General features: G+C 71.5%; 23 protein-coding genes. 11 read left to right on the top strand and 12 right to left on the bottom strand.

Annotated elements, in window-relative coordinates; all coding sequences use genetic code 11:
• Positions 1-29 precede the first annotated feature (29 nt).
• The 5 genes from FFT10_RS14275 to FFT10_RS14255 form a co-directional block, all read right to left on the bottom strand.
• Positions 30-1,019: a tripartite tricarboxylate transporter substrate binding protein gene (locus tag FFT10_RS14275; protein WP_137733521.1), complete on the bottom strand. Its 990-nt coding sequence runs from the start codon at positions 1,017-1,019 to the stop codon at positions 30-32.
• A gap of 126 nt (positions 1,020-1,145) precedes the next feature.
• Positions 1,146-1,976, bottom strand: coding sequence for an SDR family oxidoreductase (locus FFT10_RS14270; RefSeq protein WP_137733520.1), 831 nt, complete (start codon positions 1,974-1,976; stop codon positions 1,146-1,148).
• A 9-nt stretch (positions 1,977-1,985) separates the two neighbouring features.
• Complete coding sequence (locus FFT10_RS14265) at positions 1,986-2,768, bottom strand: enoyl-CoA hydratase/isomerase family protein (protein WP_137733519.1); 783 nt, start codon at positions 2,766-2,768, stop codon at positions 1,986-1,988.
• 18 nt (positions 2,769-2,786) lie between these two features.
• Entirely contained in the window at positions 2,787-3,875 is a 1,089-nt protein-coding gene (locus FFT10_RS14260) for an acyl-CoA dehydrogenase family protein (protein WP_137733518.1), read from the bottom strand.
• Positions 3,872-5,026 (bottom strand): acyl-CoA dehydrogenase family protein, encoded by a 1,155-nt coding sequence (locus FFT10_RS14255; protein WP_137733517.1) that lies wholly within the window; start codon positions 5,024-5,026, stop codon positions 3,872-3,874. The genes FFT10_RS14260 and FFT10_RS14255 overlap by 4 nt, the downstream gene beginning before the upstream one ends.
• Positions 5,027-5,149: 123 nt before the next feature.
• Here FFT10_RS14255 and FFT10_RS14250 point away from each other — a divergent pair, with 123 nt between their 5' ends.
• The 4 genes from FFT10_RS14250 (at position 5,150) to FFT10_RS14235 (ending at position 9,160) form a co-directional block, all read left to right on the top strand.
• Entirely contained in the window at positions 5,150-6,406 is a 1,257-nt protein-coding gene (locus FFT10_RS14250) for a CaiB/BaiF CoA transferase family protein (RefSeq protein ID WP_137733516.1), read from the top strand.
• On the top strand, positions 6,403-7,368 hold the full coding sequence (locus FFT10_RS14245; protein ID WP_137733515.1) for a Bug family tripartite tricarboxylate transporter substrate binding protein: 966 nt from the start codon (positions 6,403-6,405) through the stop codon (positions 7,366-7,368). The genes FFT10_RS14250 and FFT10_RS14245 overlap by 4 nt, the downstream gene beginning before the upstream one ends.
• Before the next feature lie 23 nt (positions 7,369-7,391).
• Positions 7,392-8,015: a TetR/AcrR family transcriptional regulator gene (locus FFT10_RS14240; RefSeq protein ID WP_162520798.1), complete on the top strand. Its 624-nt coding sequence runs from the start codon at positions 7,392-7,394 to the stop codon at positions 8,013-8,015.
• 68 nt (positions 8,016-8,083) lie between these two features.
• Positions 8,084-9,160 (top strand): NAD(P)H-dependent flavin oxidoreductase, encoded by a 1,077-nt coding sequence (locus FFT10_RS14235; RefSeq protein ID WP_137733513.1) that lies wholly within the window; start codon positions 8,084-8,086, stop codon positions 9,158-9,160.
• Positions 9,161-9,173: 13 nt separating this feature from the next.
• On the opposite strand, the gene FFT10_RS14230 is transcribed toward FFT10_RS14235, so the two are convergent.
• The 3 genes from FFT10_RS14230 to FFT10_RS14220 all read right to left on the bottom strand — a co-directional run bounded on the left by FFT10_RS14230 (position 9,174) and on the right by FFT10_RS14220 (position 12,016).
• Positions 9,174-9,566 (bottom strand): response regulator, encoded by a 393-nt coding sequence (locus FFT10_RS14230; protein ID WP_162520797.1) that lies wholly within the window; start codon positions 9,564-9,566, stop codon positions 9,174-9,176.
• Between the two features lie 208 nt (positions 9,567-9,774).
• Positions 9,775-10,746, bottom strand: coding sequence for a bifunctional Delta(1)-pyrroline-2-carboxylate/Delta(1)-piperideine-2-carboxylate reductase (lhpI, locus tag FFT10_RS14225; protein WP_137733511.1), 972 nt, complete (start codon positions 10,744-10,746; stop codon positions 9,775-9,777).
• Positions 10,747-10,813: 67 nt separating this feature from the next.
• Positions 10,814-12,016 carry an ammonium transporter gene (locus FFT10_RS14220; RefSeq protein ID WP_137733510.1) on the bottom strand — a complete coding sequence of 401 codons (1,203 nt, stop codon included), beginning with the start codon at positions 12,014-12,016 and terminating at the stop codon, positions 10,814-10,816.
• A 181-nt stretch (positions 12,017-12,197) separates the two neighbouring features.
• Here FFT10_RS14220 and FFT10_RS14215 point away from each other — a divergent pair, with 181 nt between their 5' ends.
• A complete protein-coding gene (locus FFT10_RS14215) occupies positions 12,198-13,331 on the top strand; it encodes a DNA alkylation repair protein (protein ID WP_137733509.1) in 1,134 nt (377 codons plus the stop codon).
• Here FFT10_RS14215 and FFT10_RS14210 read toward each other — a convergent pair.
• A complete protein-coding gene (locus tag FFT10_RS14210; protein WP_137733508.1) occupies positions 13,328-14,542 on the bottom strand; it encodes an ABC transporter substrate-binding protein in 1,215 nt (404 codons plus the stop codon). The two genes, FFT10_RS14215 and FFT10_RS14210, sit on opposite strands and share 4 nt — an antisense overlap.
• Before the next feature lie 211 nt (positions 14,543-14,753).
• Between FFT10_RS14210 and FFT10_RS14205 the strand changes: the two genes are divergently transcribed.
• The 4 genes from FFT10_RS14205 to FFT10_RS14190 all read left to right on the top strand — a co-directional run bounded on the left by FFT10_RS14205 (position 14,754) and on the right by FFT10_RS14190 (position 19,894).
• On the top strand, positions 14,754-16,307 hold the full coding sequence (locus FFT10_RS14205; protein ID WP_137733507.1) for an acyl-CoA synthetase: 1,554 nt from the start codon (positions 14,754-14,756) through the stop codon (positions 16,305-16,307).
• Between the two features lie 6 nt (positions 16,308-16,313).
• On the top strand, positions 16,314-17,270 hold the full coding sequence (locus FFT10_RS14200) for an NAD(P)H-dependent flavin oxidoreductase (protein ID WP_137733506.1): 957 nt from the start codon (positions 16,314-16,316) through the stop codon (positions 17,268-17,270).
• A gap of 19 nt (positions 17,271-17,289) precedes the next feature.
• A complete protein-coding gene (locus tag FFT10_RS14195; protein WP_137733505.1) occupies positions 17,290-18,849 on the top strand; it encodes an AMP-binding protein in 1,560 nt (519 codons plus the stop codon).
• Positions 18,850-18,928: 79 nt separating this feature from the next.
• Positions 18,929-19,894: a Bug family tripartite tricarboxylate transporter substrate binding protein gene (locus tag FFT10_RS14190; protein WP_137733504.1), complete on the top strand. Its 966-nt coding sequence runs from the start codon at positions 18,929-18,931 to the stop codon at positions 19,892-19,894.
• 347 nt (positions 19,895-20,241) lie between these two features.
• Here the strand turns inward: FFT10_RS14190 and FFT10_RS14185 are convergent, their stop codons facing one another.
• Positions 20,242-21,474, bottom strand: coding sequence for a cytochrome P450 (locus FFT10_RS14185; RefSeq protein WP_137733503.1), 1,233 nt, complete (start codon positions 21,472-21,474; stop codon positions 20,242-20,244).
• A 220-nt stretch (positions 21,475-21,694) separates the two neighbouring features.
• Between FFT10_RS14185 and FFT10_RS28750 the strand changes: the two genes are divergently transcribed.
• Entirely contained in the window at positions 21,695-23,272 is a 1,578-nt protein-coding gene (locus tag FFT10_RS28750) for a methyl-accepting chemotaxis protein (protein WP_137733502.1), read from the top strand.
• A 94-nt stretch (positions 23,273-23,366) separates the two neighbouring features.
• Positions 23,367-24,071 (top strand): riboflavin synthase subunit alpha, encoded by a 705-nt coding sequence (locus FFT10_RS14175; protein ID WP_137733501.1) that lies wholly within the window; start codon positions 23,367-23,369, stop codon positions 24,069-24,071.
• Between the two features lie 4 nt (positions 24,072-24,075).
• Here the strand turns inward: FFT10_RS14175 and FFT10_RS14170 are convergent, their stop codons facing one another.
• Together FFT10_RS14170 and FFT10_RS14165 are read right to left on the bottom strand one after the other, a co-directional pair.
• Positions 24,076-25,248, bottom strand: a complete 1,173-nt coding sequence (locus FFT10_RS14170) for an NAD(P)/FAD-dependent oxidoreductase (protein ID WP_137733500.1) — start codon at positions 25,246-25,248, stop codon at positions 24,076-24,078.
• Positions 25,249-25,344: 96 nt separating this feature from the next.
• Complete coding sequence (locus FFT10_RS14165) at positions 25,345-25,812, bottom strand: cache domain-containing protein (protein ID WP_137733499.1); 468 nt, start codon at positions 25,810-25,812, stop codon at positions 25,345-25,347.
• Between the last annotated feature and the right edge of the window lie 225 nt (positions 25,813-26,037).

The raw sequence follows: 26,037 nt of genomic DNA, 5'->3' as shown, positions 1-26,037 counted from the left end.
CGCAAGCGCGCGGCCCGCTGCCGCGCCGGTCAATCCGGGGTGATGCCGTTGTCGCGCACCACTTTGCCCCAGGTCTCCAGCTGGCGATCGACGAAGGTTTGTGCCTGGGCCGGCGTCCCGGTGTTCACGCTGATGCCCTGCTGCGCCAGGCGGGCGGCCACGTCGGGGTTCTGCAGTGCCTTGTTGATCTCGGCGTTCATGCGCTGCACCAGCTCGGGCGCCATCTTGGCCGGCGCGATCACCGCCCACCAGGCCGGCGCCTCGAAGTTGCGGAAGCCCAGCTCGGCCAGCGTGGGCACATCGGGCAGCGACGGGTGGCGCTGCGCGGTGGTGACGGCCAGCGGCCGCAGCCGCTTGCTGTCGATGTGCGGCTTGGCGACGAACACCGAACCGATGGACAGCGGCACATGGCCGGCGATGGCGTCCTGCATCAGCGGGCCGCCGCCCTTGTAGGGCACATGCACCAGCTCCAGCCCGGCGCCCTTGGCCAGCAGCGTCACCGCCAGGTGCCCCAGGCTGCCGTTGCCGATGGTGCCGTAGGCCACGCCCTTGCCACCGGCCTTGGCGGCGGCTGCCACGTCGGTGAAGCTCTTGTAGGGCTGGTCGGCATGGGTGCTGATCACCATCGGGCTGGTGCCCAGCAGGGCGACGGTGGTCAGGTCGCGCCGGGTGTCGAAGGCCAGCTTGGGCTGCAGCGCCGGGTTCACGCCATGGGTGTCGAACACCACGCCGAACTGGCTGCCGTCGGCCGCGCCGCGCGCCACCTCGCCGGTGCCGATGGCGCCCGATGCGCCGCCCTTGTTCTCGACGATCACCGATACGCCCAGCTGCTGCTGCAGCGCCGGCGCCAGGATGCGCGCCACCTGGTCGACCGAGCCGCCGGGCGGGAACACCGCCACCAGGCGGATCGGGCCGGCGGTGGGCCAGGCCTGGGCCTGGCTGAGGGCGGGCAGGGCCAGGGCGGCCAGGCTGGCCAAGGCATGCCCCAGCCAGCGGCGGCGGGCAGGGGACTGGAACATGGGGCGCATCAACGACTCCGGTGCGTGCAAGGTGCCGGAGTGTGCGTGCCGCCGGCCGCCGCGGTGCTGCGGAAACCCCGCACAGGGCAATCCCGGGTGTGGCCGCCGGTGGCGGCGGTCAGCCCGTCAGCGCTTGCGCAGCGCATCCCACTGCGCCGGGCCCCACTGCAGCAGGTCCTCGGCGCCGGAGGTGCGCAGGTGGGCGCCGCCGTCGATGGCCACCATCTCGCCGTTGATGTAGGCCGCCTGCGGGCTGACGAGATACGCCGCCAGGTTGGCCAGCTCGGGCGGCTGGCCGACACGGCCGGTGGGGTTGAGCGGCGCGCGGGCGGCGCTGCCGGCGCGTTCGCCGGGGTTCAGCTGGCGGTTGCTGCCGTCGGTGGGGAAGGGCCCGGGCGCGATGGCCACCAGCCGGATGCCGTGCGGCCCCCATTCCACCGCCAGGCTGCGGGTCATGGCCAGCAGGCCCGACTTGGCCATCGCCGACGGCACGGTGAAGGCCCGGCCGGTGAGGGTGCTGGTCGACAGGATGCTGAGCACCACGCCGGGCCGCTGCGCCGCGATCCAACGCTTGCCCAGCGCCAGCGTGCAGTACAGCGCGCCGTGCAGCGTGGTGGCCAGGATGGCATCGGCCGCGCGGGCCGACAGCGTCTCGGTGCGGGCGATGAAGGTGGCGGCGGCGTTGTTGACCAGCACGTCGATCGGCGCAACCGCCCACTGCGCATCGACCATGGCCTCCACCGCGGCGGCATCACGCACATCGCACACGGCGGTGTCGACCTGGGCGCCAGCGGCCCGCAACGTGGCGGCGGTGGCCTCCAGCACCTCGGCGCGGCGGCCGGCCAGCAGCAAGCGGGCGCCGAGTTCGGCGAAACGCGTGGCCATCGCCGCGCCCAGGCCGCTGCCGCCGCCGGTGACCAGGATGCGCTGGCCGGCCAGCAGGTCAGGTTGGAACATGGCGCTGCGTCACTCGCCCTTGAACACCGGCTCGCGGCGGGCGGCCATCGCGGCCACGCCTTCCTTGAAGTCCTCGGTCTTGAACTGCCAGTTCTGCTGCTCGCTCTCGCGCGCCACGGCCAGGCGGATCTGCTCGACCAGGCCGGCGCGCAGGGTGTCGCGCGTGCCCTGCACCGCCAGCGGCGCCGAGACGGCGATCTCGCGCGCCAGCTTCTGTGCCTCGGCGCGCACCTGGTCCTGCGGCACCAGCAGGTCGGCCAGGCCCATGGCCACGGCCTCGGTGCCGTTGATGCGGCGGCCGGTGTAGAACAGCATGGCCGCCTTCTGCATGCCGACCAGGCGCGGCAGCGTGCACGACAGGCCGAAGCCGGGGTGGAAACCCAGCCGGTTGAAGTTGGCCGAGAACTTGGCCTCGGCGCAGGTGACGCGGAAATCCGCCACCAGGGCCACGCCCAGGCCACCGCCGATGGCCGGGCCCTGCACGGCGGCCACCACCGGCTTGCGGCAGGCGAACATGCGCAGCGCCTCGTCGTAGATGGGGTTCAGCGCGCGCGGGCTGCGCTGCGGCGGCGTGGCCTCGCGGTTGCTGAAGTCGGCGCCGGCGCAGAAGCTGGTGCCCTGCGCCGCCAGCACGATGGCATGGCAGCGGCGGTCGGCCTCCAGGTCTTCAAACGCATCGGCCAGCGTGCGGATCAGCGGGATGGTGAAGAAGTTGTGCGGCGGCTTGCACATCTCCACCGTGGCCACGTGGCCGTCGAAGGTGACCTGCACGTCGGTGTAGTCGTTGGACATCTTGGTGTCTCCGTCGGATCAGAAGGTCTTGGCGGTGATGCCGGGCCAGAAGCCGGCGGCACGTGCGGCGATGGCGGCGCGGCCCAGCTCGGACGCCCAGGCGGCATCGCTGCCGAACTCTTCCCGCCAGGCCCACAGCCGCCGGGTGGCGAAGTGCAGCGCATGTTCATGGGTGAAGCCGATGGCGCCATGCACCTGGTGGGCGATGCTGGTGCCGCGGGTGGCGGCCTCGCCGGCGCGCACCTTGGCCACGGCGGTGGAGAAGTGGGTGGCGGCGCAGCTGTGCTGGTCCCCGCCCGGTGCATCGGCCAGGGCCACCTGCGTGGCCACGCGGGCGGCTGACACATCGCCCGCCATCAACGCCAGCTGCTGCTGGATGGCCTGGTACTTGCCGATGGCCTTGCCGAACTGCACCCGCTCGCCGGCATAGCGCACCGCCTGCTCCAGCGCCGATTCCAGCGCGCCCACCAGCATCGTGCTGCGGGCCAGCGCGCCCAGCGTCCAGACTGGCCGGTCCAGCGCCAGCGGGTTGGCGGCCACGGCGCGCAGCCGGGCCTGCTGCAGCACCAGGGTGTCCGACGGCAGGCCGGCGTGGTTGGCATGCGGCTGCACCTGCACGCCGGGTGCGCCCTGCAGATCGAGCAGCGCCACCCGGCCATCGGCCAGCGACACCAGCGCTGCGGTGGCATGGCGCGCCCAGGGCACGGCATGGGCGGTTCCGGATAGCGTGGCCAGACCGTCACCGGCCGCCACCGTGAGCTGGTTGCCCTGGCCCTGCTCGATCAGCGTCAGCGGGCCGTCGGGGATGTCGAAGCCGGCGGCCGATGCCAGCTGGGCTGCCAGCATGGTCTCGGCCAGCGGCAGGGGCACCTGCCAGTAGCCCAGGCCGCGCAGCAGCGGGTAGGCGGCTGTCCAGCCCTGGCCGTAGCCGCCGCTGGCCTCGCTGGCCAGCAGCAGGTGGAAGCCGCTGTCGGCCACCTGTTGCCACAGCGCGGCGTCCCACTCGCCGGTCTCGGCGCGCAGGCGCCGGTCCTTGTCGACCTGGGTGGAAAAGAGCTTGGCAGCGCTGTCTTCGATCAGCGTGTCGGTCAACGTGTCTTGGCTCATCGCAAATCCAATCCCTTGGCAATGATCCCGCGCAGGATCTCGCGCGTGCCGCCGCGCAGGGAGAACGAAGGCACGGCCAGCGTGGTGTAGCGCATGGCCTGGTCGAGCGTGGAGCCGGGCGCCACCCGGCCGCCGAACAGCGCATGGGCGGTGTCGGGCATGGCCTGCTCCACCAGCGCACCCTGGTCCTTGACCAGGCTGGCGGCCAGGGCCGGGTTCTCGCCGCGGGCCAGCATGCTGGCCACGCCCAGGCTCATCTGCCGCAGCGCGCCGTAGCTGGCCACGATGCGGCCGATGACCTCGGCCTGGCGGGCGTCTTCGGCATCGCTGGCGTCCAGCATCTCCAGCAGCAGCTGGCTGCAGCTCATGTAGCGCTCGGGGCCGCTGCGCTCGTAGGCCAGCTCGGCGCCCACCTGCGCCCAGCCGTCGCCTTCGGCGCCGATCAGGTTCTCGGCCGGCACCCACACATCGTCGAACGTCACTTCATTGAAGTCATGCTCGCCCAGCTGGTTGACGATGGGCCGCACGGTCAGGCCGGGCGTGGTCATGTCGACCAGGAACTGCGACATGCCGCCGTGGCGGTTCTCGCTCTTCTCGCCGGTGCGCACCAGGGCGATCATGTAGTGGGCGCGGTGGGCGCCGGATGTCCAGAGCTTGCGGCCGTTGATCACCCAGCCATCGCCTTGGCCGTCCTTGTGGCTGCGCGTGGCTTTCGTCCGGATGGAGGCCAGGTCGGAGCCCGAATCAGGCTCGCTCATGCCGATGCAGAAGAACACCTCGCCGCGGGCGATGCGCGGCACGATCTTCGGCGCCAGCGTGGTGGGCGCAAAGCGCATCAGCTGCGGGCCGCTCTGCCGCTCGGCCACCCAGTGCGCGCCCACCGGCGCGCCGGCGCACAGCATCTCTTCCAGCACCACATAGCGCTCCAGCGCACTGCGCTCATGGCCGCCGTAGGCCTTGGGCCAGGTCATGCCCAGCCAGCCGCGCTCGCCCATCTTGCGGCTGAAGTCGGCATCGGCGCCCGACCAGTTGCGGCAGCGCTTCAGTGGCGGGATGGCCGGCATCTCGGCGGCCAGGAAGGCGCGCACCTCGGCGCGCAGTGCTTCGGCCTCCGGCGGCAAGGCGCCGGGGGGGATGGTCAGGCCCTGCATCGGGTTGTCTCCTGGTGGATCTCAGGCTGAGAGTGGGGCAATTCTGGATGGCATTTGTTGGCCGGGCAACAAACATATGGGTTCCGATTCAAACCCGCGGCGTGCCTGGCCGCTGTCGCCACCATGACGCTGGACACCGCCGCACCGACCCCTGCCCCCCGCCGCAGCGGCCCGCTGGCGGGCGTGCGGGTGCTCGACCTCACCGCCGTGGTGCTGGGCCCGCTGGCCACGCAGATCCTGGGCGACTGGGGTGCCGACGTGATCAAGGTCGAGCCGCCCGAGGGCGACCTGATGCGCGCCAACGGCGTGTCCACGGTGCGCGGCATGAGCTCGATCTTCCTGGCCATCAACCGCAACAAGCGCTCGCTGGCGGTCGACCTGAAGCAGCCCGCCGGCATCGAGGTCATCCAGCGCCTGCTGCCCACGGTGGATGTGCTGGTGCACAACATGCGCACCGCCGCCATCGAGCGCCTGGGCCTGGGCCACGCCGCCTGCGCCGCCATCAACCCGAAGTTGCTGTACTGCGTGGCCACCGGCTTCGGCGAAGACGGCCCCAGCGCTGGCCAGCCCGCCTTCGACGACGTGATCCAGGCCGCCTGCGGGCTGGCCGGGCTGATCGGCCATGAAGGTGGACCGCAGAGCGGCCAGCCCAACTACGTGCCCAGCCTGATCGCCGACAAGACCACCGGCATGGCGCTGTGCAATGCCGTGCTGGCCGCGCTGTACGAGCGCACGCAGAGCGGGCAGGGCCAGTATGTGGAAGTGCCGATGTTCGAGACCATGGTGGCCTTCACCCTGGCCGAGCACCTGGGCGGGCTGACCTTCGACCCGCCCACCGCACCGGCGGGTTATGCCCGGCTGCTGGCCGGCGGCCGCCAGCCCGCGCCCACGCTGGACGGCCATGTGGCCATGCTGCCCTACACCGGGGATCACTGGCAGCGCTTCTTCACCGCCACCGGCCGGCCCGACCTGCACACCAAGTACGGCAGCGACGACCGCCATGCCCGCAACGCGCGGGTGAAGGAGCTGTATGCCGACATGGCCAGCATCACCCGCACGCTGACCACCGAGACCCTGCTGGCGCTGTGCCGCCAGCTCGACATCCCGGCCACCCGCATCCACGACATCCAAGACCTGCCGCAGCATCCGCACCTGCAGGCGGTGGGCCTGTTCCAGCCGCAGCAGCACCCCGTGGTGGGGCCGATCACGGCCGTGCGGCCCACCACGCTGTTCGGCCGCACGCCGGCCGATCTGGCGCTGCATGCGCCCACGCTGGGCGAGCACAGCACCCAGGTGCTGCAGGAGGCCGGCTTCGCCACCGACGAGATCGATCGGCTGCAGGCCAACCACACCATCACCACGACGGAGACACCCCGATGAGACGCTGCACCCGCTGGATCCTGGCCGCCACCACGCTGGCGCTGTCGCCGTTGCTGGCGGGGGCCCAGGCCTTTCCGAGCAAGCCGATGAAGATCCTGGTGCCGTTCACCGCCGGCAGCGGTGCGGACAGCTCGTCGCGCTTCTATGGCGAGCAGCTGTCCAAGCTGCTGAACCAGACGGTGACGGTGGAGAACAAGCCCGGCGGCAGCGGCGTGATCGCGGTGCAGGCGGTGCGCCAGCTGCCAGCCGACGGCCACACCATCCTGATGGGCAGCAACTCGCCGGCGGTGGTCAATGCCATCACCATCAAGAACCTGCCTTACGACCCGTTCAAGGACCTGCGCCCGCTCTACGGCCTGGCCATCAGCCCGGTGGCCTTCGCGGTGAAGGCCGACTCGCCCTACAAGACGATCGGCGATGTGGTGGCCGCCGCCAGGAAGGAGAACCGCCCGCTGCAGCTGGGCAACTACTCGGCCGGCTACCAGCTGGTGGCCGCCTGGCTGGGCACGGCCAGCGGCTTGCCGGTGACGCACATCCCCTACAAGGGCGGCGCGCAGATGCTGACCGACGTGATCGGCGGCGCGCTGGAGGTCGGCGTGATCGACTTCACCGGCACCATCGAGCTGCTCAAGGGCGGCAAGCTGCGGGTGCTGGCGATCACCGCGCCAGCGCGCGATGCGAAGTTCCCCGACATCCCGACGATGAAGGAGAGCGGCTTCGCCGACTTCGAAACCTCCGTCTGGTCGGCCTTCTTCATGCGCGCCGAGACGCCGGACGACGTGGTCGAGAAGCTGGCCGCCGCCATCCAGAAGATCATGACGTCGGACGTCGGCAAGGCCTACCACGCCAGCTTGCCATCGCAGCCAATGATGATGGGCCCGAAGGCGCTGGGAGAATTCCAGCTGCGTGAATACCAACGCTTCAAGCGCGTGGCCGACACGGCCGGCATCAAACCCGAGTGAGTTCCCCCGCCCCCGCCAAGAGAGTGCGCCGCAGTCATGCCCAGCGGCGGGAGGAGGCTGAGCGCCGGTTGCTGGATGCGGCACTGACCATCGTCGCCCAGCGCGGCAGCGTGCGCATGACGCTGGCCGAGGTGGGCGAGGCGGCCGGCTACAGCCGCGGCCTGGCAGCGCACCGCTTCGGCAGCAAGGCCGGCCTGGTGCAGGCGCTGGCCGGCTACATCGGCGAGCAGTTCGGCCAGCAACGCGCCCGCGGCCCGGCGCTGCAGCCGGGGCTGGACGCCATCCTCGGCAACATCCGCTTCTACTTCGGCCGCCGCGGCGGTGCCTGGCTCAGCAGCCGGGCCCTGCTGGTGATGATGAACGAGGCCTGTCTCGAGGCCCAGCCCGAGTTGCGGCCGGTGGTGGCCGCCTACAACCGCAGCGCGCTGGCCTGGTTCGAGCAGCACATCGCCACCGGCATCGCCCGTGGCGAGATCGCGCCGCACAACGACCCCGGCATCACCGCCGTGATCCTGCTGGGCGCGATGCGCGGCGTGATGCAGCAGTGGCTGGTCGATCCGAAGCTGCCGCTGGTGGCGGTGCGCGACCGGCTGCTGCAGGTGGCCGGGCAACTGCTGCGGGCTGAGCCCGGGCACAGAGGCTCCTGAGGAGCCTCTGTGCCTGGCGAAGCGGCCGAGCTCTGCCAGGCCGTGGGCGATTGCGGTAGAACTGCGCCATGTCCGCCACCGTCCACACCAGCCCTGCCGACCGCGCCCGCGCGTTCTGCCACCGCCACGGCCTGCGCCATCCGATCCTGCTGGCGCCGATGGCCGGCGCCTGCCCGCCCGCGCTGAGCATCGCCGTGGCCGAGGCCGGCGGCCTGGGCGCCTGCGGCGCGCTGCTGATGGCGCCAGCGGCCATCCTCGACTGGGCCGCCGCGGTGCGTGCAGGCACCGACCGGCCGTTCCAGATCAACCTGTGGGTGCCCGATCCGGCGCCGTTGCGGGATGCCGCGCATGAGCAGGCGCTCTGCGACTTCCTCGCTGCCTGGGGCCCGGCTGTGACGCCGGCGGCCGGTGATGCCCGCCCGCCCGACTTCGCCGCCCAGTGCGAGGCGCTGCTGGCCGCCCGGGCGCCCATCGTCTCGTCGGTGATGGGCCTGTTCCCGCCGGCCTTCGTGCAGCGGCTGAAGGCGGCCGGCATCGCCTGGTGGGCCAACATCAGCACGGTGGCCGAGGCGCGCGCCGCCGCCGCCGCCGGCGCCGATGTGGTGGTGGCCCAGGGCATGGAGGCCGGCGGCCACCGCGGCTGCTTCGACGCGGCGCTGGCCGAGGCCCAGCAGGTCGGCCTGTTCAGCCTGCTGCCGGCGGTGGCCGATGCGGTGCGCATCCCGGTGGTGGCCACCGGGGGCATCGCCGACGCCCGTGGCGTGGCGGCGGCCTTGGCGCTGGGCGCCAGCGCGGTGCAGGTGGGCACCGGCTTCCTGCGCGCGCCCGAGGCCGGCCTGCCGCCGGCCTGGGCCGATGCGCTGGCCACCACCGCGCCCGAGGACACCCGGCTCACCCGCGCCTTCAGCGGCCGCGCCGGCCGCGGCATCGCCACCGGCTATGTGCAGGCCGCCGCCGCCCCCGGCGCACCGCCGCCGGCGCCCTATCCGGTGCAGCGGGGGCTGACCGCGGCCATGCGGCAGCAGGCGGTGGTGGATGGCGATGTGCAGCGCATGCAGGCCTGGGCCGGGCAATCGGCGGCGCTGGCGCCGGCCTGGCCGGCGGCGCGCACTGTGCAGGCGCTGGCGGCGGGCGTGCCGGTCTGAGCTCGGCGGCTGGTCAGGCGGCCGGCTGGGCGGCCACCGTGCCGTGCACCAGGCCGTCCACCCGCTCGCACAGCAGGCGCGGGCTGGCGGCCTTGGACACGAAGGCGTCGTAGCCGCTGAAGCCGGCGCGCACCTGGGCCTCGTCCAGGCCGGTGTGCATGGCGATCTTGGCGCCGGCGGTGCGGGGGTTCTGGCGCAGGGCGCGGCCCACGGCCATGCCGTCGAGGCCGGGCATTTCCACGTCGAGCACGATGGCGTCGAAGGCCTGGCGGCTGGCGGCTTCGAGCGCGTCGCTGCCGTTGTCCACCGCCTGCACGCTGTAGCCCAGCGATTCCAGCAGCACGCCCAGCAGCGCCCGGGTGGTGGCGCAGTCGTCCACCGTCAGGATGCTGCCCCGGGAGCGCATGGCGGTGTCGTCGGGGTCCAACATCCGTGGGAGCTTATCGGTTGCCGGCGGCGCCGAAAAGGGGCCTGCCGGCCAATCCGGGGGGGCGCCGCGGGCCTGCTCAAAACCGAGGCAAAGGGGTGACAAGACCGCCACACAGGGCCTGTCCAGGGCTTGCGCCCAGGTTGTGCACAGGCTTGTGAACAGGCGGAGGGGCTGAAATTTTTTTTCAGGCGGCCAGCGCGCCGGTGCCGCCACCGGGGCCGTCGGCGGGCGTGAGGCCGCAGGCCAGCATGGCGGCGGCCAGGTCTTCCAGCGCCGTGCCCACCGACTTGAACACCGTGCGTGCCGCGGCGTCCTGCCGGCCGGCCGCCTGCCCGGCGCACAGCGTGGCCAGCGTGCCGCGCACCGCGCCGGCAGCGAGGACGCCGCGCGCCAGCGGGCCGAGCAGGTCGCCACTCTTGGCCAGGGCCTCGTCGGTGTCGACGTACAGCGCCGCGCCGGCGAAGCAGGCGTCGTCGGCCTCGCGCATCGCCGGGGTGAAGCTGCCGATCAGGTCGAGGTGGCTGCCCGGCTGCAGCCAGGCGCCCTGCACCAGCGGCGCGGTGGCCAGCGTGGCGCAGCTGACCACGTCGGCCCGTGCCACGGCGGCAGGCAGGTCGGCGGTGGGGTGGGCGTCGAAACCGTCGGCGCGCAGCTGTTCTGCCAGGACGCGGGCGCTGTCGGCCGACCGCGCCCAGACCGTCACCCGGTCGATCGGCCGCACCACCCGGTAGGCCGCGGGCAGCAGGCGCGCCACCTGGCCGGCGCCCACCAGCAGCAGGTGGCGGGCATCGGCGCGGGCCAGGAACGACGCCGCCAGCGCCGAGGCCGCCGCCGTGCGGCGGGCGGTGATCTGGTCGCCGTTCAGCCAGGCCAGCGGTGCGCCGGTGGCGGCGCTGTAGAGCAGGTAGGTGCTGTGCAGGCCGGGCAGGCCGTGGGCGGCGTTGTGCGGCGCCACGTTGACCGTCTTCACGCCGTAGCAGACGCCCGGCACCCAGGCCGGCATGATCAGCGAGGTGAAGCCGCCGCCGGGTGCCGGCACGGTGTGCACATGCCGGGGCGGCACGTCGCAGCCGGTGGCGAACAGCGTGCGCAGCGCCGGGATCAGCCGGTCGAAGGGCAGGGCGGCGCGGGTGGCTTCGGCATCCAGGATCAGCATGGTGCGGCGGTGGCAGGGCAGGCCCGGCGCGGGCCCGCCACCATGATCGCACCCGCCGCGGCGGTGCCTACCAGCTCACCTCGCGGTCGGGCGTGGCGCCGATGCGGTGGATCGACAGGTCGGCGCCGTCGTATTCCTCCTCGGCGCTCAGCCGCAGGCCCATCGTCACCTTCAGCAGGCCGTAGACGGCGAAGCCGCCCACCAGCGCCCAGGCCACGCCCAGCACCGTGCCGATCAGCTGCGCGCCCAGGCTCACCCCGCCCAGGCCGCCCAGCGCCGTGCTGCCGAAGATGCCGCAGGCCACGCCGCCCCAGGCACCACACAGGCCGTGCAGCGGCCACACGCCCAGCACGTCGTCGATCTTCCAGCGGTTCTGCGTCAGGGTGAACATGGCCACGAAGATGGCGCCGGCCACGCCGCCCACCACCAGCGCGCCGGCCGGGTGCATCACGTCGGAGCCGGCGCACACGGCCACCAGGCCGGCCAGCGGGCCGTTGTAGGCGAAGCCGGGGTCGTTCCTGCCCATCAGCACCGCCACCAGGGTGCCGCCCACCATGGCCATCAGCGAGTTGACGGCCACCAGGCCGCTGATCTTGGCCACGGTCTGCGCGCTCATCACGTTGAAGCCGAACCAGCCCACCGCCAGGATCCAGGCGCCCAGCGCCAGGAAGGGGATGGACGACGGCGGATGGGCGCTGATGTTGCCGTCGCGCCGGTAGCGGCCGGCGCGTGCGCCCAGCAGCAGCACCGCGGCCAGGCCGATCCAGCCGCCCACCGCATGCACCACCACGCTGCCGGCGAAGTCATGGAACTCGGCGCCGGTGGTGGCCTTCAGCCAGGCCTGGATGCCGAAGCGCTGGTTCCACACCACGCCCTCGAACAGCGGGTACACCAGGCCCACCAGCACCGCGGTGGCGATCAGCTGCGGGCCGAAGCGCGCCCGCTCGGCAATGCCGCCCGACACGATCGCCGGGATGGCCGCCGCGAAGGTGAGCAGGAAGAAGAACTTCACCAGCTCGTAGCCGTTCTTCTGCGCCAGCGTCTCGGCACCGATCATGAAGCCGGTGCCGTAGGCCACCAGGTAGCCGACGAAGAAGTAGGCGATGGTCGACACCGCGAAGTCGACCAGGATCTTGACCAGGGCATTGACCTGGTTCTTCTTGCGCACCGTGCCCAGCTCCAGGAAGGCAAAGCCCGCATGCATGGCCAGCACCATGATGGCGCCCAGCAGGATGAACAGGGCATCGGCGCCCTGGGCGATCGCTTCCACAGCAGTCTCCTCGACAGTTGTTGTGCCGCTGTTGTGCATCGATCGCACCAAGGCGCGGCTTGATGCACCAAATCAAGCAAGCGGCATGCCTTGCTTGGTGCGCGCTGTATGCACCAATTCGGGGTGAATTGGCGGGGTGGTGCCTGGAAGTGGTGCGCAGCACCGGTCTTATGCTGTGCGCATGGCCGAGCCCTTCAAGAACCTGATCGATGCGGCGGCGGTGCAGGCCATCGCCGCGCATGTGCAGCGTGGCTGGCGCGGCTTTGATGCCGCCGGCTTCCGCGCGCAGGCGCTGGCCGGGCTGGACGGCCTGGAGCTCAAGGCCCGGGTCATGCAGGTGGCGCAGGCCCTGGTGGCCCACCTGCCGGCCGATGCCGACCGCGCCTGCGGCATCCTGGAGGCCAGCCTGGGCCCGCCGGGCGAGGGGGATGACCTGGGCAGCCTGCGCACCAGCAACGCCGGCCTGGCCGGCTGGCCGGTGTGGCCGCTGACCGAGGCGGTGGCGCTGCTGGCGGTGGATGCCGCACCGGAACGTGGCCTGGCCGCGCTGCAGGCGATGACGCAGCGGCTGACGGCCGAGTTCGCGATCCGGCCGTTCTTCGTGCGACAGCCGGCGGTGACCTTCGCCACCGTGGGCGGCTGGCTGGCCCACCCCAGCGCCCATGTGCGCCGCCTGGTCAGTGAGGGCAGCCGGCCGCGCCTGCCCTGGGGCCTGCGGCTGCAGGCCCTGGTGGCCGATCCGTCGCCCACGCTGCCCTGGCTGCAGCAGTTGCAGGACGACGCCAGTGCCTATGTGCGCCGCAGCGTGGCCAACCACCTCAACGACATTGCCAAGGACCACCCGGCGCTGGTGGCCGACTGGCTGGCCATCCACCTGCCCGGCGCCGGCGCCGAGCGCAGCGCACTGCTGCGCCATGCCAGCCGCGGCCTGGTGAAGGCGGGGGATGCCGCGGTGCTGGCCGCCTGGGGCCTGGGCGCGGCCTTCCGCGGCCGGGTGGAGCTGGCGCTGTCACCCGCGGCGCTGGCCGTCGGCGAAGCGCTGACGCTCACGCTCGATATGCAATCCACCGCCCGCACCCCGCAGCGCCTGGCCATCGACTATGCGGTGCACCATGTCAAGGCTGGCGGCCACACCACGCCCAAGGTGTTCAAGGGCTGGGTGCTCGACCTGGCGCCCGGCGAGGCGCGCCAGCTGGTCAAGCGCCATGCGATCAAGCCGATCACCACCCGCCGCTACCACCCGGGTGCGCATGTGGTGGATGTGCGCATCAACGGCCAGGTGCTGGCCGAGGCGGGCTTCGACCTGCGGGTCTAGCGGTCGATGACCGGGCCGAACGGCTCGAAGCGCTGGCCGGCGAACTTGGTCAGCTGCAGCTGCGAGACCGGATAGAAATCGTCCGGCGTGGTGCGCAGCGTGATGCCGGGGGCCAGCATCGGCAGCGTCGTGTTCAGGTTGGCGGCGATCTTCATGATGTTGTCGCGCGTCAGGTTGTCGCCGGCCTTCTTCAGCACCTCCACCATGGCCTGGGCGATGCTGTAGCCGTTGGCGTTCAGGCTGTCGGCCACGTCACCGCTGGGGTAGTACTTCTTGATCGTCGCGGCGTAGTCTTGATATTCCTTGCTGCCGTGGTGCGACGGGTCCGACGGATCACGCAGGTAGGCCGACGAGATCACGCCCTGGCCGTTCTCGAAGCCCGCGGGCTTGAGCACCGAGGTGACCGAGGTCGACACGCTCACCAAGTATTGCGTCGGCTTCCAGCCCGATTCCGCCGCGCGGCGGATGGCCTGGGCCGCGAACTTGGGCGTGGTGATGTTGACGAAGGTGTCGGCGCCGCTGCCCTTGAGCGACAGCACCTGGCTGTCGATGGTGGTGTCGCTGACCTCGTAGCTCTGCTGGCTGACCACCATGGTCTTGGCCTTGTCGCCCAGGCCCTCGAGCACGCCCTTCAGGTAGTCCTTGCCGAAGTCGTCGTTCTGGAACAGCACGCCCACCTTGGCATTCGGCCTGGTCGCCAGGATGTGCTTCGCAAACGCCTTGCCCTCGGTGTAGTACGAGGGGATGAAGCCCATGGTCCAGGGGAAGTTCTTCGGGTCGCCCCACTTGTTGGCGCCGGTGTTCAGGAACAGGTGCGGCACCTTCTTCTGGTTCATGTACTTGTGCACCGCGGTGTTCTGCGCCGTGCCCAGCGGCGACAGCATCAGCAGCACTTCCTCTTCCTCGACCAGCTTGCGCACCTGCTCCACCGTCTTGGCCGGGTTGTAGCCGTCGTCCAGGCTGATGAACTTGATCTTGCGGCCGTTGACGCCGCCTTCGGCATTGACCTTGTCGAACACCGCGGCCATGGCCTTGCCCACGGTGCCGTAGGCCGACGCGGGGCCGCTGTAGGGCACGGTGTTGCCGATCAGGATCTCCTTGTCGGAGGCGCCGGTGTCGTACTTCTTCTGCGCCGTGGCGGCGAGGGGTAGGCTCAGGGCGATGGCCGCTGCCAGGGCAAGACGGCGGGAAACAGGGGACACGGGGAACATGGAAACAGAACTCTCCTGGCCGGAAGCGGCCGTCGGTCGTGGAAACAAAAGAGCCGGCTCACAACTGGCCGGCCCGCGGGGACACGGTGACGATGCTAAGGGTGTACCCGAGCCCGCCAACATCGTCCGAAGCGACGATTGAGGCGGCTTGCAGCGGCTGCCTACGATCCACGCCAACCAAGTCCGTCGCACGCAGCTGGCACCCCTTCCGATGAACCTCACCCAGCCACTGCACAAGGCACTGGTCGAATGCCCGCAGGCCGAGGCCCTGGCCTGTGCCGGCCGCCGCTGGACCTGGGGCCAGTTCGCCGACCGCGTGGCACGCCTGGCCGCGGTGCTGCAGCAGCTGGGGCTGCAGCCCGGCGACCGGGTCGGCATGCTGGGCATGAACAGCGACCACTACGTCGTCTTCTTCCACGCGGTGTGGTGGGCCGGCGGCGTGGTCAACCCGGTCAACATGCGCTGGAGCGCGGCCGAGATCGCCTACTCGCTGGATGATTGCGACACCCGCATCCTGCTGGTCGATGCCCACTTCCATGGCGTCGTCGGCGGCCTGAAGGACCGCAGCCGCAGCCTGCAGCAACTGGTGCACTGGGGCGATGGCCCGGCGCCGGATGGCTTCATCGATGGGCCCGCGCTGGTGGATGCCGCCATGCCGGTGCCTGATGCCCTGCGCGGTGGCCAGGACCTGGCCGCGGTGCTCTACACCGGCGGCACCACCGGCCGGCCCAAGGGCGTGATGCACAGCCATGCCAGCCTGGTCATCAATGCGCTCAGCGCCAACCAGGCGGCGCCGCGGCCCATCGACAGCGTGGGCATCCACTGCGCGCCGATGTTCCATGTCGGCGGCATGGCCCTGGTGCTGCAGATCGTGCAGCGGCTGGCGCGCCAGGTGGTGCTGCCCGGCTTCGACGAGCTGCCGGTGCTGCAGGCGATTGCCGAGGAGCGCGGCACCGAGACCTTCCTGGTGCCCACCATGCTCAAGCGCCTGGTCGAGCATCCGCGCTTCGCCGAGTTCGACACCAGCAGCCTGCAGTGCGTGCTGTACGGCGCCTCGCCCATCGACGAGGCGCTGCTGAACCGCGCGCGGCAGGCGCTGCCCGCGGCCGGCTTCTGTCAGCTCTACGGCATGACCGAGCTGGCGCCGGTGGTCAGCGCGCTGCCAGCCTGGTGCCATGCGCAAGGGCAGCCTCCGGAGCGGCTGCGCTCGGTGGGCCGCGCGGTGCCGATCGCCGAGGTGCGCATCGTCGATGCCGACGACAACCCGGTGCCGCCGGGCACGGTGGGCGAGATCGTGGTGCGCGGCCCGCTGGTGATGCAGGGCTACTGGGGCCAGCCCGCACTCAGCGCCGAGGCGCTGCGCGGCGGCTGGATGCACACCGGCGACGGTGGCCGCATGGATGCCGACGGCTTTTTCTATGTCGTCGATCGCATCAAGGACATGATCGTCAGCGGCGGCGAGAACGTGTACTCCGCCGAGGTCGAGAACGCGATCACCCAGCTGCCGCAGGTCAGCATGGCGGCGGTGATCGGCGTGCCCGACGAGCGCTGGGGCGAGCGGGTGCATGCGGTGGTGGTGCTGCGCCCCGGCGCCACGCTGACCGAGGCCGAACTGCAGGCGCATTGCCGCACGCTGATCGCCGGCTACAAGTGCCCGCGCAGTGTCGAGTTCCGTGAGGCGCTGCCGCTGTCGGCCGCCGGCAAGGTGCTGAAGGTGGACCTGCGCGCGCCGTTCTGGGCGGGCAAGACCCGCAACGTCAATTGAGTGCGCATGACACACCGCCTGCCTGACCACATCACCCGCCGGCTGCGCCTGCCGCTGATCGCCGCGCCCATGCTCAACGTCTCGGGCGTCGATCTGGTGGTGGCCGCCTGCCGCAACGGCGTGATCGGCGCCTTTCCCACTGCCAACGCCCGCACGCCCGAGCAGCTGGACCAGTGGCTGACCGAGATCCGCGCCCGGCTGTTCGCCGCGCCGGAAGAAGCTGCGCCGTTCTGCCCGAATCTCATCATGCGCTCGCCCCGCATGGCCGATGACCTGGCCTGCCTGGTGCGCCACCAGGTCGAGCTGGTGATCACCAGCGTGGGCTCGCCGGCCGCGGCGGTGCCGGCGCTGCATGCCATCGGCTGCCTGGTGCTGGCCGATGTGGCCACGCTGGCCCATGCCCGCAAGGCGATTGCCGCCGGTGCCGACGGCCTGGTGCTGCTGAGCGCAGGCGCCGGCGGTCAGACCGGCTGGCTCAACGGCATGGCCTTCGTCCGCGCGCTGCGGCAGGAATACGACGGCCCCATCGTGCTGGCCGGCGGCATCAGCGACGGCGTGGCGCTGCGCGCTGCCCAGGTGTTGGGCTGCGACCTGGGCTACATGGGCACCCGCTTCATCGCCACCCGCGAGAGCCTGGCGCCCGACGCCTACCGCGGCATGCTGGTCGAGGCCAGCATCGACGACGTGCTGCTCACCCGCGCCTTCACCGGCCTGCCCACCAGCATGCTGGTGCCGTCCATCCAGCGCGCCGGGCTGGACCCGGCCACGCTGGACGAGACGGTGACGCCCAACTCGGCAGCGCAGATGTTCGGCGGCAGCAGCCACGGCAACGCCAGCGAAGGGCCGCGCCGCTGGCGCGACATCTGGAGCGCCGGCCACAGCGTCAGCGGCGTGCAGCAGGTGCAGACCGTGGAGGCGCTGGTCGCCCAGGTCGAGCAGGAGTTTCACAAAGCCATCGCCTGAAGCGGCGGAGAGGTCCACGATGCATCCCTACCAGGCCGGCCCCACCGCCAGCGCCCTGCTGCTGCGTGCGCTGCAGCGCCACCCCGGGCGCACTGCCTTCCGCTGGGATGCGGGGGAGCTCAGCTACCGCGCGACGGCCGAGACCATCGGCCGCATGCAGGCGGTCTTTGCCGCCGCCGGCCTGGGCCCGGGCACGCGGGTGGCCATCCTGGCAGCCAACCAGGTGGAAGCCTGGTGTGCTGGCCAGGCCGCGGTGGCCAGTGGCATGGTGACCACCGCGCTGCACCAGCTGGGCAGCCTGGACGACCACCTGTTCCAGCTGCAGGACTTCAGCGCCACCGTGCTCATCTGCGATGCCAAGGGCTTCGGCGAACGGGCGCAGGCGCTGGCCGCGCGGCACCCGGGCCTGCAGCAGGTCTACACCTTGGCCGACGCGGACTTCGGCACCAGCCTGGCCACGGCGATCGACCGCATCGGCCACGCGACGATGCGCGACCTGTCGCGGCCCGACGGCCTGGCGGTCGTCAACTACACCGGCGGCACCACCGGCCGCAGCAAGGGCGCGGCGCGCACCCAGGCCGGCATCGCCGCGATGGTGGTCGAGAAGCTGAGCGACTTCGACCTGCCCGAGACGCCGCACTACCTGGCCGCCGCGCCGATGACCCATGTGGCCGGCACGGTGGTGCAGCCCACGCTGATGCGCGGCGGCACCATGCGCCTGCTGTCGGGCTTCCACCCCGGCCGGGTGCTGGAGCTGATCGCCACCGAGCGCATCAACCTCACACTGCTGGTGCCGACGATGATCTACACCCTGCTCGACCACCCCGAGCTGGACCGCACCGATCTCAGCAGCCTGCACACCCTGCTGTACGGCGCCAGCCCGATGTCGCCCACCCGGCTGGTCGAGGGCCTGGAACGCATCGGCCCGGTCTTCGCGCAGCTCTATGGCCAGACCGAGGGCTACCCGGTCAGCTTCTTGAAGCGCAGCGACCATGACGTGGCCCAACCGGATCTGTTCAGCAGCTGCGGCCTGCCCACCAGTGGCAGCCACGTGGTGCTGCTCGATGACGACGACCAGCCGGTGGCGCCCGGCGGCGTGGGCGAGCTGTGCGTGCGCAGCCGGCAGGTGATGGAGGGCTACCTCAACCAGCCCGAACTGACCGCCGCCACGCTGAAGAACGGCTGGCTGCACACCGGCGACATGGCGCGGGCCGATGACCGCGGCTACCTCTACATCGTCGACCGCAAGAAGGACATGATCGTCAGCGGCGGCTTCAACGTCTACCCGCGTGACGTGGAGGACGTGATCAGCAGCCACCCCGCGGTGGCGATGGTGGCGGTGATCGGCGTGCCCGATGCCAAGTGGGGCGAGGCGGTGACCGCGATGGTGGTCTGCAAACCCGGCCAGCAGGTGCCGGCCGAGGTGCTGACCGACATGGTGCGCGACCGCAAGGGCAAGGTCTACGCGCCCAAGCAGGTGCAGTTCGTGGCCGACCTGCCGCGCACCGCGGTGGGCAAGATCGACAAGAAGGTGCTGCGCGCGCCGTTCTGGGCGGGGCAGGGGCGCAACGTCGGGTAAGCCTGCGCCCGCAGGGCCGGGCGGCTTCCCGTATCCTGCGCGCCGCGGCGCTGCCGCACCACGACAACCAGGAGACACGATGCACTTCCACCCGCTGCGGCTGGCCGCCGCCCTGCTGCTGTGCGCAGCCACCACCACCTCGGCGCTGGCCCAGGCCTTCCCCAACAAGCCGATCCGCCTGGTCGTCACCTTCCCGGCCGGTGGTGCGCCCGACATCCTGTCGCGGCTGTTCGCCGACAAGGCCCAGCTGGGCCAGCCGGTGGTCATCGACAACGTGCCCGGTGCGGGCGGCAACATCGGTGCCGACAAGGTGGCCAAGAGCCCGCCCGACGGCCACACGCTGGTGATGGGCACGGTGGGCACGCACTCGATCAACGGCGCGCTGTACAGCAAGATGCCCTACGACATGGTGAAGGACTTCACCCCGGTGGCGCATGTGGCCAGCGCGCCCAACCTGCTGGTGGTCAACAACGACCTGCCGGTGAAGACGGTGGCCGAGCTGATCGCCTACCTGAAGGCCAACCCGAACAAGCTGAGCTTCGGCTCGCCGGGCATCGGCAGCTCGGTGCATGTGTCGGGTGAGCTGTTCAAGAGCCTGACCGGCACCAGCATGCAGCATGTGCCCTACAAGGGCCGGCAGTTCGCCATCCCTGATCTGGTGGGCGGCCAGATCCAGCTGATGTTCGACAACATGCCCTCGGCCCTGCCGATGGCCAAGGAAGGCAAGATCCGTGCGGTGGCGCAGACCACGGCCAAGCGCTCGGCTGCCGCGCCCGATGTGCCCACCGTCGCCGAGACGGTGCCCGGTTTCGAGGCCACCACCTGGTTCGCGGTGTTCGCCCCGGCCGGTACGCCCAAGGACGTGGTGGCCAAGATCAACACCGAGATGCAGCGCGTCTTCAAGCTGCCCGACGTGGTGGAGAAGATGAAGTCCCTGGGCCTGGAGCCCTGGATCTCCACGCCGGAGGAGCTGGCCAAGTACCAGGCCGCCGAGATGGTCAAGTGGGCGAAGGTGGTGAAGGACTCGGGCGCCAAGGCGGAGTGACGGCGGGTCGCTGCGGGCTCGTAGCGGAAGTTGCCGACTTGCCATCTTCGGCGCGAGGCCGAGGGCGTCGTGTACCTGGCCGACTCCGTGTCATTCCGGGCCTTCGGCCCTCCCTTCTTTACCTACGTCGGCCAGGCACCCGACGCCCTCGTCCAGCCACGGTCACCGCATGCGGCGCACACCTCGGTGGTGGTTGAGCGTCGGGGCGGGTGGGCCTGTTTTGCGGAAGTAGGGGAGGAGTCCTATGCGCCGCTTGCGGCGTGTAGGACGGGGGACATGGAGCAAAACAGGCCCACCCGAACCGGCGCGATCGCTCAAACCAAGCGATCGCAACGAGCCCCCAGCAGTCACCCACCATCCAGCGTGATCGGCAGCGCAGAAAAGCCGCGGAAACGCACGCGGCGGTCGCGCACTGGCGGCCCAGCCAGATCCAAGCGCGGGTAGCGTTGGGCCAGGGCGCCCAATGCGATGCGGGCCTCCAGGCGGGCCACGTTCATTCCTGCGCAGGCATGGGCACCATGGCCGAAGGCCAGGTGGTGGTTGGGCTTGCGGGCCAGGTCCAGCACGCCGGGCTCGTGGAAGACGGTCGGGTCGTGGTTGGCCGCGCCCACGCCCAGGGTCAGGAAGTCGCCGGCCGGCAGCAGCTGGCTGCCCAGCTCCAGCGGCCCGTCCAGCTGCCGGTTGTTCAGCTGCAGCGGACTCTCGAAGCGCAGCAGCTCCTCCACGGCGGTGTGGATCAGCGCCGGCTCGGCCACCAGTTGCGCCCAGGCCACGCGCTGCGTCAGCAGCGCATGCACGCCGTTGCCGATCAGGTTGGTGGTGGTCTCGTGGCCGGCGTTGAGCAGGAAGATGCAGTTGTGCAGCAGCTCGGCTTCGGTCAGCCGCTCACCGTCGGTCTCGCCCTGGATCAGCCGCGTCAACACATCGGCCTGCGGATCGCCCGGGTGGGCGCGGCGGTGGGCCACCAGGCTGCGCAGCTGGTCGCAGAAGTCGGTCACCGCGGCATGGCCGCGGGCCAGCACCTCGGCCGAGGGCGCCGGCTCCAGCGCCGACAGGATGGCCAGTGACCAGGCCCGCAGCGGCGCCCGGTCGGCCGCCGGCACATCCAGCAGGTTGCCGATCACCTCCACCGGGATCTCGGCAGCAAAGTGGGCGATCAGGTCGGGCGCGGGCTGGTCGGCCAGCTGGTCGAGCAGGCGCTCCACCAGTTTGGCCACGCCGGCCTCCATGCGGGTGATGGCACGCTGGTTCAGCGCCCCCAGCAGCAGCCGGCGCACCCGGGTGTGCAGCGGCGCGTCGTTGAACACCAGGCTGGTGGTGTGGTGCTCGAACAGCGGCGTGCCCGCGCCGAACTTGGGCGCGAACTCCCGCCGCTTGTCCGACCGGGCCTGCGGCGCACGGTAGACCGCGGCCACGTCGGCATGGCGCGTCAGCAGCCACTGGCCTGGCGCCAGCGGATGCACCGGGCTGTGCGTGCGCAGCGCGGCATGGAATGGGTAGGGGTCGTCGATGAAGGCCGGCGGCGCGGCGGCCAGGCTGAAGCCGCGGAGCCAGTCCGGTGCAGGCGAGGTGTGTTGCATGCAGCCATGCTGCCTCAGCCCGGGCTGCCGCCACCCTGGGGCTTGCGCGCACCGTGGCCCCTGTGCATGCGCGCCGGTTGTGCCGGCGCGGTTGCGCTGGCGCGTCGGTACTCCGTCACGCACTGCCGGCAGGGATGCTCCAGTCTGGAACGTTCGGACCGAAATACCCGACGTCAATGCTGCGGTATCGGGCCACACCAACCAACCTGGACAACTCTCCATGGATTTTCTCGATCGCCTCCGAGTCCAAACCCGGCTGGCGCTGGTCATTGCCAGCGCGCTGCTGGGCATCGTGCTGATTGCCACGCTGACCCTGGTGTCCGAATGGCGGACCGTGCTGGGAGAGCGCCAGAACGCGGTCCGCCAGACCGTCGAGATCGCCCACGAGATCCTGGTGCACCACCATGCGGCGGCCACCCGCGGCCTCTACCCGATGGACGAGGCGCAGGCCCGCGCCAAGGCCGCGATCAAGGCGCTGCGCTACAGCGGCGACGAGTACTTCTTCATCAACGACATGCACCCGCGCATGGTCATGCACCCGATCAAGCCCGAGCTCGAAGGCAAGGACCTGACGCAGTCCAAGGACCCGTCGGGCAAGGCGTTGTTCGTGGCCTTCGTCGACACCGTGCGTGCCAGCGGCGGCGGCTTCGTCTCCTACCTGTGGCCCAAGCCGGGCAGCGAGCAGCCGGTGGAGAAGCTGTCCTACGTCAAGGGCTTCGCGCCCTGGGGCTGGATCGTGGGCTCGGGGGTCTATGTCGACAGCGTCGACGCCGCCGTGCTGTCGGCAGCCATCAGCACCGGCCTGCAATCGCTGGTGCTGATGGGCGTGCTGCTGGTGCTGGGCCTGGCTGTCTCGCGCAGCCTGCTGCGGCAGATCGGCGGTGAGCCCGCCGACGCGGCCGATGTGGCACGCCGCATTGCCGGCGGGGACCTGTCGGTCGACGTGCAGCTGCGCGCCGGTGACGACCGCAGCATGCTGCATGCGTTGCGCAGCATGCGCGACGGGCTCACCGGCCTGGTGCGCGGCGTGCGCCAGGGGTCGGAGTCGGTGGCGATGGCCAGCGGCGAGATCGCCAAGGGCAACCTCGACCTGAGCCAGCGCACCGAGCGCCAGGCGGCCGCCGTGCAGCAGACCGCGGCAGCCATGGACGAGCTGGGCACCACCGTGAAGCACACCGCCGACAGCGCCCGCCAGGCCAGCCAGCTGGCCCAGGCGGCCTCCACGGTGGCTGCCGACGGCGGTGGCGTGGTGGCCGAGGTGGTGCAGACGATGCACGGCATCCACGACAGCAGCCGCAAGATCGCCGACATCATCGGTGTCGTCGACGGCATCGCCTTCCAGACCAACATCCTGGCACTGAATGCCGCGGTGGAGGCCGCGCGCGCCGGTGAGCAGGGCCGCGGCTTCGCCGTGGTCGCCTCCGAGGTGCGCACCCTGGCCGGCCGCTCGGCCAGTGCCGCCCGCGAGATCAAGCAGCTGATCCAGACCAGCGTGGAGCAGGTGGAGCTGGGCAGCCAGATGGTGGGCCGGGCGCGCGACAAGATGGACGAGGTCGTCGCCTCGATCCGGCGCGCTTCCGATGTGATCGCCGAGATCAGCGCCGCCAGCGGCGAGCAGAGCCAGGGCGTGGCGCAGATCGGCGCCAGCGTGGCCGAGATGGACCATGCCACGCAGCAGAACGCGGCGCTGGTCGAGCAGAGCGCCGCCGCTGCCGAGAGCCTGCGCGAGCAGTCGGCGCAGCTGGTGCAGGCGGTGTCGGCCTTCCGGCTGCAAGGCGGCGACGCGGTCGCCCGCTGACCCTGGCGGCGACCTTGGTGGCCGGCGGGGCAGCGGGTGCGCTGGTAACCTCGGCGCCTGTCTGCAACCCTGCGCCGCTGGGCGCCGTTCCGCCATGTTCACCGGCATCGTGCAAGGCCTGGCCACCGTCGCTTCCCTGACCGACCGCCCCGGGTTGCGCAGCTTCGAGCTGGCCTTTCCGCCGGGCTTCGACAGCGGTCTGGAGATCGGCGCCAGCGTGGCCTGCGACGGCGTCTGCCTCACCGTCACCCAGCTGCCCGGTCCCGGCCGCGCCTGCTTCGACGTGATGCAGCAGAGCCTGGGCCTCACCACCCTGGGCGCGCTGGCCACCGGCAGCCCGCTGAACGTGGAGCGCGCTGCCAAGGATGGCGCCGAGATCGGCGGCCACCCGCTCAGCGGCCATGTCGATTGCCTGGGCACGCTGCTGTCCATCCGCCAGCCCGAGAACAACCATGTGCTGCGCATCGGCGTGCCGGCCAGCCACATGCGCTATGTCTTCGCCAAGGGCTACATCGCGGTCAACGGCGCCAGCCTCACCGTGGCCGAGGCCAACCGCCAGGAGCGCTGGTTCGAGGTCTGGCTGATCCCCGAGACGCTGCGCATGACCACCTTCGGCCACAAGCAGGTGGGCGATGTGCTGAACATCGAGATCGAGCGCAGCACCCAGGTGGTGGTGGACACCGTGCGCGATGCGCTGGACGAGCGCCTGGGCCCGCTGCTGCCCGCGCTGGAGAAGCTGCTGGCCCAGCAGGGCCAGTCGCTCGACGACCTGGGCGCGGCCCTGCGTCTGCCCGGCTGACCCGTCAGATGATCGCCTGCTCGACGAAGGCCTGACCGGTCAGCACCCGCTGCGGGCTGAAGGCCGACAGGTCCAGCGTCTCGAAGCCGCCGGTGAGCAGCAGTTCGGCCAGGCCGCGGCCGGCCGCCGGCGCATGCTGCAGGCCATGGCCCGAGAAGCCGTTGCACAGCCAGAAATTGGCGCAGTGCGGATGCGCGCCGATCAGCGCGTTGTGGTCCAGCGGGTGCACCTCGTAGTAGCCGGCCCAGGCCTGCTGCACCCGCAGCGCCTCGAAGGCCGGCACCCGGTGGGCCATGGCCGGCCACAGCCGGTCCTCGAACTGCGCCAGGTCGGGCTGGTCCAGCGGCAGGTCGTCGGGATCGGCATCGCCGTCGCCGGGTGACCAGCCGCCGATGAAGCCGCGGCCCTCGCTGCGGAACCAGCAGCCCGAGCTGTCCACCACCAGCGGCGTGGGCGGCAGCGGCGTCGGGCAGGTCATCATGAACACGGTGCGCCGGCGGGCATGCACCGGCACCGGCAGGCCGGCCAGCGCACCCACCGCGCCGGCCCAGGGCCCGGCGGCGTTGACGAAGGCATCGGCCGCCAGCACCTCGCCGCTGGCCAGCCGGGCCGCCACCAGCCGGCCGGCCTGCAGGTGCAGGCCGGTCACCCGGTCATGCCGCCATTGGGCGCCCAGCGCCCGCGCCTTGGCGCCCAGCGCGCGGGCCCAGGCCTCGCCGTCCAGCCAGCCCTCGCCCGACTGGCCCAGGCTGGCCAGCGCGATGTCATCGGTGTGCAGCCAGGGGAAGCGCGCGGCCAGCGCATCGCGCCGCAGCAGGGCCACGTCGGCGCCGGCCTGGCGCTGCACCGCATGGTTGTGCTGCAGCACCGGCACGCCGGCGGCGCCGGCACAGAACAGGTAGGCGCCGGGCACCCAACCCACGGGCACCGGTGCGCCGTCCACGCCCAGCCAGGCATCGGCCTCGGTGATGACTTGGTGGCCGAAGCGCGACATCTGCACATTCACCGCATTGCTGAACTGCTGCCGCACCGAGCCGGCCGACAGCGCCGACGACGATCTGGCCAGCGTCGGGTCGGCCTCGACCACCAGCACCTCCACCGCCGCGCCACCGCGTTGCCGCAGGAACAACGCCACCGCTGCGCCCACCGCGCCGCCGCCGATCACCACCACCCGCATCCGCTGCCTCCCGCTGCCCTGCCCATGTGACGACGCCGGCGCAGGGCCGGCGTCGGTCAGGAGCTTAGCAAGGGCCGCCGCGGCGGCCGGGGGTGGTCACTTGAAGACCAGCGTGCCCAGGTACACCTCCTGGTCGGGCACGCGGCGCACGAACATCGTGGCATCGCTCAGCCGGCGGGTGGCCGGGTGGCCCCAGCGCAGATCGACCTGGCCGCTGCCGCTGGTGCGGGCCACCTGGATCGCCTGCTTGACGAACGGGCGGCCGTTGGCGTCGCGCGCCTCCAGCATGTTGTTGCCCGGCAGCTTGCCGTTGGCCGAATTGGCCAGCACCGTGCCGTCCATCTGCACGGCCACCAGGTAGGCGCGCTCCTGCTTCCACTTGCCGCCGGCGTTGAAGCCCTTGACGGCCTTCTCCAGCCCTTGCGCGCGGATCTCGGCCAGCGCGCCGTCGAGCAGGCTGCGGGCCACCTCCGGCGGCGGTGCCTCCGCCCACGCCGCGCTGGCCACCAGGGCCAGGGTGGCGGCGGTCAGCCGGGCCGACCAGCGGAATGTTGTCTGTTGCATGGTGCGCTCCTGACCGGTGTTGCCGCCAGTGCGGCGGCTGTTCGACCACTGGACACCCGTCTTTCCAGCAGATCGGCCGCGGTGGGCCGAACTTGATGGCCGGGCGGCTAGAAGGATTCCCAGTCGTCGCTGCCACCGGCCGGGGCGGGCGCCGGTGCCGGTGCCGGGCGCGGTGCCGGCGCGGCGGCCACCGGCGGTGTGGCCATCCGCGGCGGCGCCACCGGC

It is taken from the genome of Pseudaquabacterium pictum, assembly GCF_005403045.1.
Classification (GTDB): domain Bacteria; phylum Pseudomonadota; class Gammaproteobacteria; order Burkholderiales; family Burkholderiaceae_C; genus Pseudaquabacterium; species Pseudaquabacterium pictum.
The sequence above is the reverse complement of the archived record's forward strand: the minus strand, read 5'-3'. Positions and strand labels throughout refer to the sequence as shown.

Excerpts from the sequence above, each read along its gene's own strand:
- FFT10_RS14275 (WP_137733521.1), bottom strand. The coding sequence starts at position 1,019 with ATGTTCCAGTCCCCTGCCCGCCGCCGCTGGCTGGGGCATGCCTTGGCC.
- FFT10_RS14270 (WP_137733520.1), bottom strand. The coding sequence starts at position 1,976 with ATGTTCCAACCTGACCTGCTGGCCGGCCAGCGCATCCTGGTCACCGGC.
- FFT10_RS14265 (WP_137733519.1), bottom strand. The coding sequence starts at position 2,768 with ATGTCCAACGACTACACCGACGTGCAGGTCACCTTCGACGGCCACGTG.
- FFT10_RS14260 (WP_137733518.1), bottom strand. The coding sequence starts at position 3,875 with ATGAGCCAAGACACGTTGACCGACACGCTGATCGAAGACAGCGCTGCC.
- FFT10_RS14255 (WP_137733517.1), bottom strand. The coding sequence starts at position 5,026 with ATGCAGGGCCTGACCATCCCCCCCGGCGCCTTGCCGCCGGAGGCCGAA.
- FFT10_RS14250 (WP_137733516.1), top strand. The coding sequence starts at position 5,150 with ATGACGCTGGACACCGCCGCACCGACCCCTGCCCCCCGCCGCAGCGGC.
- FFT10_RS14245 (WP_137733515.1), top strand. The coding sequence starts at position 6,403 with ATGAGACGCTGCACCCGCTGGATCCTGGCCGCCACCACGCTGGCGCTG.
- FFT10_RS14235 (WP_137733513.1), top strand. The coding sequence starts at position 8,084 with ATGTCCGCCACCGTCCACACCAGCCCTGCCGACCGCGCCCGCGCGTTC.
- FFT10_RS14230 (WP_162520797.1), bottom strand. The coding sequence starts at position 9,566 with ATGCGCTCCCGGGGCAGCATCCTGACGGTGGACGACTGCGCCACCACC.
- lhpI (WP_137733511.1), bottom strand. The coding sequence starts at position 10,746 with ATGCTGATCCTGGATGCCGAAGCCACCCGCGCCGCCCTGCCCTTCGAC.
- FFT10_RS14215 (WP_137733509.1), top strand. The coding sequence starts at position 12,198 with ATGGCCGAGCCCTTCAAGAACCTGATCGATGCGGCGGCGGTGCAGGCC.
- FFT10_RS14210 (WP_137733508.1), bottom strand. The coding sequence starts at position 14,542 with ATGTTCCCCGTGTCCCCTGTTTCCCGCCGTCTTGCCCTGGCAGCGGCC.
- FFT10_RS14205 (WP_137733507.1), top strand. The coding sequence starts at position 14,754 with ATGAACCTCACCCAGCCACTGCACAAGGCACTGGTCGAATGCCCGCAG.
- FFT10_RS14200 (WP_137733506.1), top strand. The coding sequence starts at position 16,314 with ATGACACACCGCCTGCCTGACCACATCACCCGCCGGCTGCGCCTGCCG.
- FFT10_RS14195 (WP_137733505.1), top strand. The coding sequence starts at position 17,290 with ATGCATCCCTACCAGGCCGGCCCCACCGCCAGCGCCCTGCTGCTGCGT.
- FFT10_RS14190 (WP_137733504.1), top strand. The coding sequence starts at position 18,929 with ATGCACTTCCACCCGCTGCGGCTGGCCGCCGCCCTGCTGCTGTGCGCA.
- FFT10_RS14185 (WP_137733503.1), bottom strand. The coding sequence starts at position 21,474 with ATGCAACACACCTCGCCTGCACCGGACTGGCTCCGCGGCTTCAGCCTG.
- FFT10_RS28750 (WP_137733502.1), top strand. The coding sequence starts at position 21,695 with ATGGATTTTCTCGATCGCCTCCGAGTCCAAACCCGGCTGGCGCTGGTC.
- FFT10_RS14175 (WP_137733501.1), top strand. The coding sequence starts at position 23,367 with ATGTTCACCGGCATCGTGCAAGGCCTGGCCACCGTCGCTTCCCTGACC.
- FFT10_RS14170 (WP_137733500.1), bottom strand. The coding sequence starts at position 25,248 with ATGCGGGTGGTGGTGATCGGCGGCGGCGCGGTGGGCGCAGCGGTGGCG.
- FFT10_RS14165 (WP_137733499.1), bottom strand. The coding sequence starts at position 25,812 with ATGCAACAGACAACATTCCGCTGGTCGGCCCGGCTGACCGCCGCCACC.